This is a genomic window from Vibrio sp. 2132-1 (assembly GCF_033344315.1).
In genome coordinates, this window is record NZ_JAWPON010000002.1 from 126,877 (window position 1) to 140,371 (window position 13,495).

A 13,495-nucleotide genomic window follows, 5' to 3' on the forward strand; every position below is an offset into this window, starting at 1 on the left:
TTGAGAATCACGGTGTGATCTCGATCTCTGCTGGAAGCTGTTCCAAGCGCCAGTTTTCGCAGCCCCAACGAAGAATATCTTCTATGTTGGCCGCCCTTACGGTTTCAGGTATCTCGAAACCTAAAAATGTCATGGCGCGCAATAGAGTAGGTTTTGGTGTATCTATATCAATAGCCGTCGCGTGATTTTGTTTCGACAATTTATTGCCGTTGTTGTCCATCGCCAATGGTAAATGCAAGTAGCTAACTTCAGGCTGACCAAGTATTTGGTACAGGCTAATTTGACGCCCTGTCGGCTCGATTAAGTCTGCACCTCGCACGACTTCTGTGACGCCTTGGTCGATGTCGTCCAATACTACCGCAAGATTATAAGCAAATAATCCATCTCGACGTTTAATAATGAAATCTTCATTAACGAGTTGCTCTGGAATAGTAATGGTTCCCCGCTTTTGGTCGAGGAAATGAGCGACAGGCTTGGTCATTTTTAGGCGAATCGCGCCGTCTTTCAAGTTTTTATCGCGGCAAGTGCCAGGATAAAAACCGCCATGCTCTTTAATTTGCTTACGAGTACATTGGCAATAATAGGCTTCTCCATTTTCGAGCCATTTGTTTATTTGAGCTTGGTAAAGGTCGTGACGTTCGCTCTGGTATACCACTTCTCCATCCCAATGCAGCTGATAGGCCTTGAGTGCCTCTAGGATAAGTTGCGCTGCACCTGGCATTTCTCTTGGTGGGTCTAAGTCCTCAATACGTACTAACCAAGCTCCGTTTTGTGCTTTCGCTTGAAAATAACTGCCAAGAGCGGCAATCAGTGAACCAAAATGCAGTGGACCAGAAGGAGATGGGGCGAATCGACCTACATAGCGTGTCATGCGTGTATCTCGAATTTAGTAAACAAATAGGGTGCGAAGATAGCCAAAACAAAAAGGGAGCCTGAGCTCCCTTCAACAATCATAATGCTGGGTGATTAACCTTGCATTTGCTTCTCTTTGATTTCTGCAAGTGTTTTACAGTCAATACAAAGGTCAGCGGTTGGACGTGCTTCAAGACGGCGAACACCAATCTCTACGCCACAAGACTCACAGAAGCCAAAATCGTCTTCTTTGATTTTATCCAAAGTCTTTTCAATCTTCTTGATCAAACGGCGTTCGCGGTCACGGTTACGCAGTTCTAGGCTGAACTCTTCCTCTTGAGAGGCGCGGTCAACTGGATCTGGGAAGTTTGCTGCTTCGTCCTGCATGTGGTGAACAGTACGATCCACTTCAGCTCTTAGCTGGTCGCGCCAAGCTGTTAAGATTTTCGTAAAGTGTTCAACCTGCTCTGGTGACATGTACTCTTCACCAGGTTTTTCCTGATATGGCTCCACGCCGGCAATGGCTAGGATGCCTATCGTTTTCTTCTTTGATTCTGGCATACAGCATCTCCTACTTACACCTAGTCAACTGCTACGCAGTCAATTTAAGGCGGGTATCTATAGCAAAAAGAGGCGGTGCAAGCAAATACTGAATCGCAAAGTTATCGTCAATGTGAAGACGACATCATTTTTTCTCTTAATTGATAAAATCAATAGCGGAAATCAGCTTCATTCCAGTATCGCTCAGTTCAGCTTTGTAGCAGAGAACTTCCACTCCAGCGTCTTGTGCTTGTTTGAGTAATAGTGAATATTTCGCGTCTATATGGTGCGCCGCGGATACTTTTTCAATACCTGAATGTAAAACAGTGAATAAAAGTATGGCTCTACTTCCATTTTGTGCCATTTCTGTGAGCTCTCTCAGGTGTTTTTGTCCCCGAGTCGTGACCGCATCTGGGAAGTATCCTTGTCCAGTAGAGTCGGTCTCATCAAGAAGAGTGACGCTTTTCACTTCTATATAGCACTTTGGCTTGTCGTCTGCGCTGAGCAAGATATCAATTCGGCTATTTTCATTGCCGTATTTCACCTCAGTTTGAAGTGTGTCATAACCATAAAGCTCTGAAATGACATTATTTTCAATAGCCTCTACGGCTAATTGATTGGCACGCGCGGTGTTGATACAAATACGGTGGCCTTGTTCGGTCTCACTCAACTCCCAACTATTGGGGTATTTTCGTTTCGGGTTGTCGGAAGTAGAAAACCAAACTTTGTTTCCGGGCGTTGCACAACCCGTCATTGCACCTGTATTTGCGCAGTGGATTGTACGGATTTCACCAGTATCGAGCTCGATATCGGCAAGAAAGCGTTTATAACGTTTGAGTAGAGTGGCGGACTCTAAAGCGGGTGTGAAATGCATTTGCTTATTTAGACAAAAAATTTTTTATGTACAATGTTGCCACCATTACACCATAAGGTATTTCCTTTGTCACAATTGCCGATTGAAGCCGTGATGCCTGAGTTGCTGACGGCGGTCAAAAATCAACATCAAGTGATCTTAAAAGCGGCGCCTGGTGCCGGTAAGTCGACTTACTTCCCTTTGCAGTTACTCTTAAATCATTCGGTTGCTGGAAAAATCATCATGCTTGAGCCAAGACGACTCGCGGCGCGTAACATTGCCCGTTATCTTGCTGAGCAATTGGGAGAACAAGTTGGTCAACGCGTGGGTTATCGAGTTCGTGGCGAGGCAAAGGTAAGTTCTGCAACGCAGCTGGAGATCGTGACCGAAGGGATTATGACTCGGATGATCCAAACTGACCCTGAACTGGATGGGGTTGATCTACTGATCTTTGATGAGTTTCATGAACGCAGCATTCATGCCGATACCGCTTTGGCATTCAGTTTAGAAGTTCAAGAGGCATTGCGAGACGATCTCAAGCTGGTGGTAATGTCGGCAACGCTTGACCAACAAGCATTACAATCGTTGTTGCCAGAAGCCAGTTACATTGAATCTGAAGGGCGCAGCTTTGATGTGGCAATGCGCTACCAGCCGTTAGGTGTGAACGAGCATTTACCTACGAGTATGGCAAAAACAATAGAAAGTCTTATGAACAAAGAGTCTGGATCTTTGTTAGCTTTCCTACCGGGTGTTGGTGCCATAAAACAAGTTGAAGAGCGGTTGTCTCATTTAGCGGATGATATCGACGTATGCCCACTTTATGGTCAACTGAGCTTTGCAGATCAACAAAAAGCGATTACGCCAGCAGAACAAGGTAAGCGTAAAGTCGTTCTAGCGACCAACATTGCAGAAACTTCACTAACGATTGAAGGCATTCGCCTCGTCGTTGATTCTGGGTTAGAGCGTATTGCCCGCTTTGATTTGAAAAACGGTTTAACACGCTTAGAGCAAACACGCATTGCACAGTCTTCAGCGATTCAGCGTACAGGACGAGCGGGACGAATAGAAGAGGGCATTTGTGTTCGTCTTTATTCTGAAAACCAGTTCAAGCAGCAACCGCTGGTTCCCCAACCCGAAATTTTGTATTCCGATTTAGCTAGTTTAGTTATGGAGCTTGCCTTTTGGGGAGCGAGTGATATCCACGATCTAAAGTGGCTTGATGTTCCCGCTAATGCGTCATTGGAACAAGCGAAGCAGCTATTGGTGTCATTGGGACTACTGACGGAAAAAGGGCAATTAACGTCCGAAGGAAAACAGGCGCATGAACTAGGCGTTGAGCCTCGTGCGGCTGCGATGCTAATTAAAGCGCAATCTTACAGTGATAAGATGTTAAATGCTGCTTTGGCGGCGGTCGCACTGATTGAAGAGCCAGAGAGAAATGTTACCAATATCGCTTATAGCTTGCATCGTTGGCTTGTTGGTACTCATCCAAAAAAGTCGATGTTGTTCAAGCGTGCTCAATCTCTGGCGTACAAATTGGATACGGTATTTGACCTGAAAGGCGTGGATGAAGATGCATTACCGCTGGTGTTAAGTTTGGCATTTCCAGATCGCATTGCACAGCAGCGCACAAATCAATTTGGGCGATTTACTTTGGCTAATGGTCATGGTGCAGAATGTCATCAGGAAGACATGCTAGGTGGCTGTGAGTATTTGGTTGCCGTTGACTTAATGCGTTCTCATTCTAATTCAAGTCAAATTCATTCGGCATGTGAATTGGATGTCAATATATTGCGAACGACCTTTGATACGCTATTTTCGTCTGAAGAAGTAGTGGACTGGGATGAAAAAAGAGGCCGTCTAATAGCTGAGCGACAAACAAAACTCGGTCTGCTGGTCGTTGAACGCGAGCCGTTGCCAAGCCCGGGCAAAGAAAAAATGACACAAGCTTTACTCACGTATGTCCGCCGCCAGGGCTTACAGAGTCTAAACTGGACACCGGCAGCGGAGAGCTTGTTAGCTCGGATTCGTTGTGCGGTGGAATGGTTACCTGAGCAGTCATGGCCAATGTTTGATGAAGTCAGTTTGCTGGATTCATTAGAGGAGTGGTTAGAACCATACATGACGTCTGTCAGTTCGGTTAAAGACCTGAGCAAGATAAACTTGGTCGAAGCGCTTAATGCTCGATTAGGTTGGCCACTCAATCAACAACTGGATGAATGGTTACCTGAGCATTACCAACTGCCCACAGGTTCAAAGAAGCGTATCCGTTACCAATATGGCCATGAGCCGATATTATCGGTGCGTATGCAAGAAGTATTTGGGGAGAGTGGTTCCCCAACGGTGGCTCTTGGCCGCAAGCGTTTGGTGCTTGAACTGCTTTCACCGGCACAACGTCCATTGCAAGTAACGTCGGACTTGGCGGCTTTCTGGAACGGAAGCTACAAAGACGTTCAAAAAGAGATGAAAGGGCGCTACCCAAAACACGTTTGGCCAGATGATCCTGCCAATCATGTAGCAACAACGAAAACAAAAAGACAATTGAATAATGACTGACAGCAAGAAGCCTAGCGCGAAAAAAGCGCCAGCGAAGAAAAGTACAACCAATAAAGGAGCCGCAAAACAGACTCGACGTACGCCGAGTAAAAAGCCGACTAACGAGAAACGTTCGTGGTTGAAAGTTCTGTGGTCGTTTAGCTGGAAAGCTGGCGTTGCACTTGCCGCTGTTTTGCTGTTTGTTGGGATTTACTTAGATAGTGTGGTGAAAGAACGCTTTGAAGGCCAGCTGTTTGAGCTGCCAACGGTGGTTTATGCCCGTATCTTGAATCTAAGCCCTGGTGAGAATATCACCATCCAAGAACTGCGCAACGAGCTAGATGTGTTGAATTACCGTAAAGTGAGTCAACCTCGTTACCCAGGCGAATATTCCTCTTCTTCCACTCGGATTGAATTGATTCGTCGTCCATTCGAGTTTGCCGATGGTCCTGAGCCAGATCGTCACATTATGCTGCATTTCTCTGATTCCGGTTTGCAACGTATTCAGTCTTTAGAATCTCGAGGAGACCTTGGTTACTTGCGCCTAGAACCGAAGATGTTGGGCATGCTGGAGAAAGACCGTGATGAACAGCGCCTTTTCTTACGTCGTGATCAGTTCCCTGAAATTTTGGTGGATGCACTGCTTGCGACCGAAGACCGGGATTTTTATCAACATGACGGGGTGTCACCGCTCGCGATTGCACGTGCATTGGTTGCGAACATTAAGGCGGGTCGTACTGTTCAAGGCGGTAGTACGTTGACTCAGCAACTGGCAAAAAACCTGTTTTTGACTCGTGATAAAACACTGTGGCGTAAAGTTCGAGAAGCGTATATCGCGCTAATTTTGGATTATCGTTACAGCAAAGATCGTATCTTAGAAGCCTACCTCAACGAAGTGTACCTAGGTCAAAGTGGAGGTGAAGCGATCCACGGGTTTGGCTTGGCGTCGCGTTACTATTTTGGGCAGCCAATTCAGGAGTTGCGAATCGATCAACTGGCGATGTTAGTTGGGATGGTAAAAGGACCGTCTTACTACAACCCAATTCGTTACCCTGAGAGAACGAAAGAGCGTCGTGATCTCGTTCTGCGCCTGTTAATGCAGCAAAACATGTTGACTTCAGAGCAGTATGAACAAGCTGTAAGTCGTCCACTCGATACGCAAAGCAAGCCACGTATTGCGAGCCGTCAGCCAGCTTATTTCCAACAATTGAGCATTGAATTAAAAGAAAAAGTTGGGGAGCGATTTAAAGCAGAGACCGGACTGCGCGTATTTACGTCTCTGGACCCAGTATCGCAAAGCAAAATGGAACAAGCTATCGCGAAAAAGATCCCAGAACTAGCTAAACGGGGTGGTAAAGAGTTAGAAGCCGCTGCTGTGGCCGTTGATCGCCATAGTGGTGAAATCCGTGCGATGGTTGGTGGTAAACGTGTCGGTTATGAAGGCTTTAACCGCGCGCTCAATGCCAGTCGTCCAATTGGTTCTTTAGTGAAACCAGCGATTTACTTAACGGCTCTAGAACAACCGGATAAATACAACCTAGGCACGACGCTACACGACACGCCGTTAAGTCTGAAGAGCAGTAAAGGTAACGTGTGGACGCCGCGCAACTACGATAGAAAATATCGTGGTGATGTGCCACTTTACATTGCTTTAGCGAAATCACTTAACGTACCAACCGTGCGCTTAGGTATGGCACTTGGCATTCCTGAAGTCTCCAATACTTTAGAGCGTTTGGGCGTGAACAAAGACGAAATTCGCCCAGTGCCTTCGATGTTTTTGGGTTCGTTTTCTTTGACGCCATTCGAAGTCGCACAGATGTATCAGACTCTGACGAATTCAGGTAAGCGTGCAAAACTGACCGCTCTGCGCTCAGTCATGGATATGGAAGGTAATGTGCTGTATCAATCCTTGCCTCGTTCATCAAGAGCCGTGGATGAACAAGCAGCATGGCTAACGACCTACGCGATGAAACAAGGGGTTGCTCAAGGCACTGGCCGCTTCTTACAAAGCCAGTTTGGTTGGGCTGCATTGGCAGGAAAAACGGGTACCAGTAATGATAACCGCGATAGTTGGTTTGTCGGTGTTGATGGTCGTGAGGTGACGACAATTTGGCTAGGCCGCGACGATAATAAACCCGTGAATCTAACGGGGTCGAGTGGTGCATTACGAGTATACGCAGAGTACTTGAAGCAGCGTATTCCTGAGCGTTTAGAGCTCCCATGGCCAAGAGAAATCACCACATTAGGGTTCAAGCCTACATCTGATGGAGGTTTAGAAATGAACTGCCGTAGTGATTACAAACTGCCGGTTTGGGATAAAACCGGTCAGATAAAGCAACAGTGTGAGAAGAAATCAAACTGGTTAAATAGCATATTTGATTGGTAGCATCGCCAAATCAACAACATTAGCTTGTTTATCTGATTAATTCTTAGTACATATTAGGGCGTGTTAGTACAGTACTGCTAGCACGCCCTACTTGATCAGATATTCAATAAAGGAAGAAGTGAATGTTCAAAAAGCTGTTATCACGCCCATCGGTTCGCAACTTTGCGCTTTGGGTTAGTACCTTTTTGATGATCACTCCTTCTGTTTCCCTCGCAAACTCTCTAACAAAAACGGATGACTTGGAACCTCGACCAAAGGTGGCGGTTGTGCTCGCTGGTGGCGGAGCGAAAGGGGCGGCACACATTGGAGTTTTAAAAGCATTGGAAGAAATGCAGATTCCTGTGGATATTGTGACCGGTACCAGTATGGGCGCCTATGTGGGTGGGCTTTATGCCACGGGGATGAGTGCTGATGAAATCGAGAGTTTTATCTACACCGTCGATTGGGGCAGCGGTTATCGAGATCGTGTTGACCGTAGCCAACGTCGAGTTCGTGACAAAGAGTATGAAGACCGCTATCAAATTAATACCGATCTCGGCTTAAGGTTCGGTGAGGTACGAGCACCAACGGGTGTGGTGCAAGGCCAGAACATGTTGCGAGTATTGCGTGAGACTACAGGGAACTTAGGGCGATTCGATTCTTTTGATGATCTTGCCATTCCTTATCGTTCTGTTGCGACTGATATTCTTGCCTTAGAAGAAGTCGTATTGGGCAATGGTTACCTTGTGGACGCCATGATGGCTAGCATGTCTGTACCAGGAGCGCTTCCTCCCTATAAGCTCAATGGCCATATGCTTGTTGATGGCGGCGTCGTCAATAACATGCCTGTCGATGTGGCTCGCGCCATGGGGGCTGATGTCGTTATTGCCGTCGATATTAGCACCGATTACAAAACCGAAGATGAATTTACGGGGCTGTTTACTGTCGCGGACCAACTCTCTAACTATCTCGTTCGTCGTAGTACACAACAGCAAGTGGACGAGCTTGAACCTCAAGATATCTATATTCGTCCCAATGTGGGCACCATGGAAACTGTCGAGTTCGACAAAATGCCTTGGGCTTTTCAAGCTGGGTACGATATTACCAAGCAGTTAAAAGACAAGCTGAAAGGGTTGCGCTTGTCCAATGCGGACTATCAAAAATACATCGATCGCAAACAAGAAGTTCGTAAAACTTTGATTTATGGTGATCAGCGTGTGGTTGATGACATAGTGATTGTAAATAACACGCACTACAGCGATGTGTTGTTGACGAATCGTATTGAATTAGAAACCGGACGTCGTATTTCAACGGCCGAAATTGAGAAAGCCGTTGAAAACCTCTACGCGTTAGATAGGTTCGAGCTCATCACTTATCACTTTGAAGAGGTGGATGGTGAGACATTGTTGGTTTTTGATGTTAACGAGAAGTCGTGGGGGCCTAATTATCTCAACTTCCGATTTTTTCTTGAAGATGACTTCGATACAGATAGCCAGTACGGCATAGGAATATCGACCAACTTTACCAATTTAAACTCTCATGGCGCGGAGTTGGCGTTCAACGTAGAAATGGGCACGGATAAGCTGATTGAAGCTGAGTTGTATTCCCCTGTTTTATCTAGCCAAGAACTTTTTGTATCGGGGCGAATTTCCTATGGTAGTGAGAGCCGAAACTTACCTTTAACAGAGCCTCAAGCACCAGATTTAGAGTCAGTAAATGACTTTTTTCCGGTCACTTACGATGATTTTACAACAGAGTTAGCGATAGGTATCCAACCCACATTGTGGCAAGAACTTCGATTTGGCGCTCGCTACTCAACCGGAGATATTGAGCTTTCTACTTTGGCTTCTGCTGGTAAATTGGATTTTGAACGTCGTGGCCTGTTTGCCAATTATCGCCTAGATACACTTGATGATTTCGCATTTCCGACTCGTGGGCTTTTAGTCGATCTCGAATATTTAGTGTCTCATGATCAAAGTCCTCAAGGCGTTAACCTTTTAGAAACTGACAAAATTATTGAAGATACCGTTTATGAAATCTCTGCACGATTTAAAGGTGCAGTGAGTCATCAGCGTCATACTTTAGTCGGACATGCTGAATATAGTTTTGTAGAGAGTAAAAACTCATCTTTACCGCTTGATCCCAGAGAGTTGGGCGGCTTCTTAAGCCTATCGGGAATCCCAAGAAATAGCCTGATCGGACAGAACTTATTTTTCAGCAGTTTGGTGTACCGATATAAGTGGTTTGATAATGATTTCGGATTGTTTGAAGCTCCAGTCTACCTGGGCGCATCGGTCGAATATGGCGGTGTTTGGTCTGATAATGATCTGAAACTAAACGAAGCGCCGCTTTACAATGCTGGCTCCATCTTCTTTGGTGTTGACTCACCAATAGGACCAATAATGTTGGCATACGGTCGTACCGAGCAAGATTTGGATGCTGTGTATTTGATCGTAGGAACATCGTTTAATTAATCGGGTATGAGAAAGCAAAAACTTGGCATATTTGGTCAAAATTAGCAGAACTTTAGTCGTAAGTTGCTATGTTGGTCAAAATGATAAGATTTTAATTTAAGGTTAAATTTGCTATTATTTTGCCCACAGTTTGGCCTCTACGGCGCTGTTTCTCAATCATAATTGAATGAAAACAAGGGCAATGGAGAGCCAAGTTTCCAAGGATGTTCACTCCTTTACTTTAACAATAGTAATAATAGAGGAGGAACCGCAATGAGAGGAAAAAGTCGTGCTTGAAGCCTACCGTAAACACGTCGAAGAGCGTGCTGCTGAAGGAGTTGTTCCTAAACCGCTAGACGCAGAACAAGTTGCTGGACTTGTAGAACTTCTGAAAAATCCCCCGCAAGGTGAAGAAAAAGTCATTCTTGACCTACTTGAAAACCGTATCCCTCCAGGTGTTGATGAAGCTGCTTATGTAAAAGCGGGTTTCCTAACAGCAGTAGCAAAAGGTGAAGTTAAATCACCATTAGTGAGTCGTGAAAAAGCGGCTGAACTGCTAGGCACTATGCAAGGTGGTTACAACATCGAACCGCTAGTTGAGCTATTGGATGATGAAGCACTGGCAGAGATCGCAGTAAAAGCGCTGTCTCATACGCTGCTAATGTTTGATGCTTTCTATGACGTAGAAGAGAAAGCAAAAGCAGGCAATGCGCATGCACAGAAAGTACTTCAATCATGGGCTGATGCTGAGTGGTTCCTTTCTAAGCCTAAGCTTGAAGAAAAAGTCACTCTAACCGTATTTAAAGTAACAGGTGAAACGAACACGGATGACCTTTCACCTGCACCTGACGCTTGGTCTCGTCCTGATATCCCAGTACACGCACTGGCGATGCTTAAAAACGAGCGTGAAGGAATAAACCCTGATCAACCGGGTACTATTGGCCCGATCAAGCAAATTGAAGAGTTAAAAGACAAAGGTTATCAATTGGTTTACGTTGGTGATGTTGTTGGTACTGGCTCTTCACGTAAATCGGCAACAAACTCAGTGCTTTGGTTTATGGGTGATGATATCCCTTACGTTCCAAACAAACGAGCTGGTGGGTATGTGCTTGGTGGCAAAATTGCCCCTATCTTCTTTAACACAATGGAAGATGCTGGCGCACTACCAATCGAAGTTGACGTAACTAAGCTCAACATGGGCGATGTTATCGATGTTTACCCATATGAAGGTAAAGTTTGCAACCACGAAACTGGTGAGGTTCTAGCTGAGTTCTCGCTAAAAACAGAAGTACTGATTGATGAAGTTCGTGCTGGTGGTCGTATCCCATTGATCATCGGTCGTGGTTTGACAGACAAAGCGCGCCAGTCTCTAGGTCTTGAGCCTTCGGACGTATTCCGCAAACCTGGTGAAATCGCAGATTCTGGCAAGGGTTACACGCTTGCACAGAAAATGGTTGGTAAAGCGTGTGGCGTAGAAGGCATCCGTCCTGGAACCTACTGTGAGCCGAAAATGACGACAGTAGGTTCGCAAGATACTACAGGCCCTATGACTCGTGATGAACTTAAAGACTTGGCGTGTCTCGGCTTCTCTGCTGATCTTGTCATGCAGTCTTTCTGTCACACATCGGCTTATCCAAAACCAGTAGACGTTAACACTCACCATACACTTCCGGACTTTATTATGAACCGCGGTGGTGTATCTCTTCGTCCTGGTGACGGTATTATCCACTCATGGCTGAACCGTATGCTACTACCGGATACTGTCGGTACGGGTGGTGACTCACATACTCGTTTCCCTCTGGGTATTTCATTCCCAGCCGGCTCGGGCTTGGTTGCCTTTGCAGCTGCGACAGGCGTTATGCCGCTAGACATGCCAGAGTCAATCTTGGTTCGTTTTAAAGGTGAGATGCAACCGGGTATTACACTGCGTGATCTTGTTCATGCCATCCCTTACTACGCGATTCAGCAAGGTCTACTAACGGTAGAAAAAGCGGGCAAGATCAACGAATTTTCTGGCCGTATCCTTGAGATTGAAGGCTTAGAAACGCTAACGGTTGAGCAAGCATTTGAGCTTTCTGATGCATCTGCAGAGCGTTCGGCGGCAGGTTGTACTGTGAAATTGTCTCAAGAGTCGATCGAAGAGTACTTAAACTCTAACATCGTGATGCTGAAGTGGATGATCTCTGAAGGCTACGGTGATCGCCGTACTATCGAGCGCCGTATTACTGCAATGCAAGAGTGGCTAGCAAACCCTGAGCTGATGCAAGCAGATAAAGACGCTGAATACGCACATGTGATTGAAATCGATATGGCTGAAATCAATGAGCCAGTACTATGTGCACCGAATGACCCAGATGACGCTCGTTTGTTGTCTGAAGTACAAGGCACAGCGATTGATGAAGTGTTCATCGGTTCTTGTATGACGAACATCGGTCACTTCCGCGCAGCAGGTAAATTGCTTGACAAGTTCAATGGCCAGTTAGCGACGCGCCTTTGGGTAGCGCCACCAACAAAGATGGATAAAGACCAACTGATTGAAGAAGGCTACTACGGTATCTTCGGACGTGCAGGGGTTCGTATTGAAACGCCAGGGTGTTCACTTTGTATGGGTAACCAAGCGCGTGTTGCAGATAAATCAACAGTAATGTCGACTTCAACGCGTAACTTCCCGAACCGTCTGGGTACTGGTGCGAATGTTTACCTATCGTCAGCTGAGCTAGCTGCAGTAGGTGCAATCCTAGGTAAGATTCCAACCAAAGAAGAATACCTAGAATACGCGAAGCAAATCGACGCTACGGCAACGGATACATACCGCTACTTGAACTTCCATAAAATGGATCAATACACCAAGAAAGCGGACGAAGTGATCTTCCAAGAACCGGCATAATCAGAAATGCACAATTCGAAAGCACCTCATATGAGGTGCTTTTTTTATGGGAGCAATTCGCTATACTCGCACCAAATTGATACGAAATAGGCAATCTCGGTGGAATTTGAATTCATTCGTAACACGTTGATGGGCGAGTACTACGTAAAATGTAGCATGGGACATGAGATTGTAGGGCGCTGGTTGCAAGAAGAAATTGGCAAAGATCCGATGAAGATTGCACAGGTTGAAAAGCTAATTGAGCGGTCATTTTCAGCGCCTTCTCAGGAGCATAACCTAACAGGCACGGAAATTAGCTTGATGATTCAGGGCGACGAAGTTCTTGTACAAGAAAACGCATTAGCCCATGAATATGATGTCGAGATGGAAAGTGAGTTCGACTTCTACAATGCAGAAAGTACAGCAAGTTGTGGGATAGAGGATTTCATGGCACTTATCGAACAGTGGAAAGACTTTTTGAACATTTAATGCACAGTTTTGGGTAACTTCTCTGCCGTTGCTTTAAATTTGTGAAAAGGGCGCACCGATATGGTGCGCCCTTTTTGTTTATAGATATGTAAATTGAGGTTAGTTTTTATTATTCAATAACTTAAAAACTTGGCACGTAGATTGGATTATAAGAAGTGTTTCAGGATGAAAGCTTCGGAGATAACTCAATGAAAATAATCAATGCCATTATTAAGCCGTTTAAATTAGACGATGTACGAGAAGCATTGGCTGATGTCGGTATCGAAGGGATGACAGTATCAGAAGTTAAAGGGTTCGGTCGTCAAAAAGGTCACACGGAATTGTATCGCGGTGCAGAGTATCAAGTCGATTTTCTACCAAAGGTGAAAATTGAAATCGCGACTCACGCAGACAATGTAGATCGCGTTGTTGAAGCAATTACAAAAGCTGCGCAAACCGGAAAAATCGGCGACGGTAAAATTTTTGTTTACGATCTGAACCAAGCGGTGCGTATCCGAACTGGCGAAATGGACGCAGAAGCACTTTAAGAATTCAAAGGATTG

Annotated in this window: 9 protein-coding genes; 6 read left to right on the top strand and 3 right to left on the bottom strand. The window is 45.6% G+C overall.

The features are described 5' to 3' along the window. Window positions 1-7 precede the first annotated feature (7 nt). The 3 genes from gluQRS to sfsA all read right to left on the bottom strand — a co-directional run bounded on the left by gluQRS (window position 8) and on the right by sfsA (window position 2,266). Window positions 8-871, bottom strand: a complete 864-nt coding sequence (gene gluQRS, locus R8N47_RS02330) for a tRNA glutamyl-Q(34) synthetase GluQRS (RefSeq protein ID WP_005386586.1) — start codon at window positions 869-871, stop codon at window positions 8-10. 95 nt (window positions 872-966) lie between these two features. Then, the gene (gene dksA / locus R8N47_RS02335) at window positions 967-1,413 is read right to left on the bottom strand and encodes an RNA polymerase-binding protein DksA (protein WP_005386584.1); all 447 of its coding nucleotides are present in this window, start codon (window positions 1,411-1,413) and stop codon (window positions 967-969) included. Window positions 1,414-1,549: 136 nt separating this feature from the next. After that, window positions 1,550-2,266 (bottom strand): DNA/RNA nuclease SfsA, encoded by a 717-nt coding sequence (gene sfsA, locus R8N47_RS02340; protein ID WP_005380023.1) that lies wholly within the window; start codon window positions 2,264-2,266, stop codon window positions 1,550-1,552. A gap of 66 nt (window positions 2,267-2,332) precedes the next feature. Between sfsA and hrpB the strand changes: the two genes are divergently transcribed. From hrpB to R8N47_RS02370, 6 genes are all read left to right on the top strand, one after another. Then, the gene (gene hrpB / locus R8N47_RS02345) at window positions 2,333-4,801 is read left to right on the top strand and encodes an ATP-dependent helicase HrpB (RefSeq protein WP_064354283.1); all 2,469 of its coding nucleotides are present in this window, start codon (window positions 2,333-2,335) and stop codon (window positions 4,799-4,801) included. After that, window positions 4,794-7,166, top strand: a complete 2,373-nt coding sequence (mrcB, locus tag R8N47_RS02350; RefSeq protein ID WP_017820402.1) for a penicillin-binding protein 1B — start codon at window positions 4,794-4,796, stop codon at window positions 7,164-7,166. The genes hrpB and mrcB overlap by 8 nt, the downstream gene beginning before the upstream one ends. Before the next feature lie 122 nt (window positions 7,167-7,288). Continuing rightward, a complete protein-coding gene (locus R8N47_RS02355) occupies window positions 7,289-9,619 on the top strand; it encodes a patatin-like phospholipase family protein (RefSeq protein WP_064354282.1) in 2,331 nt (776 codons plus the stop codon). A 268-nt stretch (window positions 9,620-9,887) separates the two neighbouring features. Then, window positions 9,888-12,485 carry a bifunctional aconitate hydratase 2/2-methylisocitrate dehydratase gene (gene acnB / locus R8N47_RS02360; protein ID WP_064354281.1) on the top strand — a complete coding sequence of 866 codons (2,598 nt, stop codon included), beginning with the start codon at window positions 9,888-9,890 and terminating at the stop codon, window positions 12,483-12,485. 99 nt (window positions 12,486-12,584) lie between these two features. Beyond that, window positions 12,585-12,953, top strand: a complete 369-nt coding sequence (locus R8N47_RS02365) for a YacL family protein (RefSeq protein ID WP_017635908.1) — start codon at window positions 12,585-12,587, stop codon at window positions 12,951-12,953. 188 nt (window positions 12,954-13,141) lie between these two features. Then, window positions 13,142-13,480: a P-II family nitrogen regulator gene (locus R8N47_RS02370; protein WP_005386570.1), complete on the top strand. Its 339-nt coding sequence runs from the start codon at window positions 13,142-13,144 to the stop codon at window positions 13,478-13,480. Window positions 13,481-13,495: the final 15 nt, after the last annotated feature.

What these genes read in the sequence shown, in the direction of transcription:
- gluQRS (WP_005386586.1), bottom strand. Translation starts at nt 871, where the DNA reads ATGACACGCTATGTAGGTCGATTCGCCCCATCTCCTTCTGGTCCACTG.
- dksA (WP_005386584.1), bottom strand. Translation starts at nt 1,413, where the DNA reads ATGCCAGAATCAAAGAAGAAAACGATAGGCATCCTAGCCATTGCCGGC.
- sfsA (WP_005380023.1), bottom strand. Translation starts at nt 2,266, where the DNA reads ATGCATTTCACACCCGCTTTAGAGTCCGCCACTCTACTCAAACGTTAT.
- mrcB (WP_017820402.1), top strand. Translation starts at nt 4,794, where the DNA reads ATGACTGACAGCAAGAAGCCTAGCGCGAAAAAAGCGCCAGCGAAGAAA.
- R8N47_RS02355 (WP_064354282.1), top strand. Translation starts at nt 7,289, where the DNA reads ATGTTCAAAAAGCTGTTATCACGCCCATCGGTTCGCAACTTTGCGCTT.
- R8N47_RS02370 (WP_005386570.1), top strand. Translation starts at nt 13,142, where the DNA reads ATGAAAATAATCAATGCCATTATTAAGCCGTTTAAATTAGACGATGTA.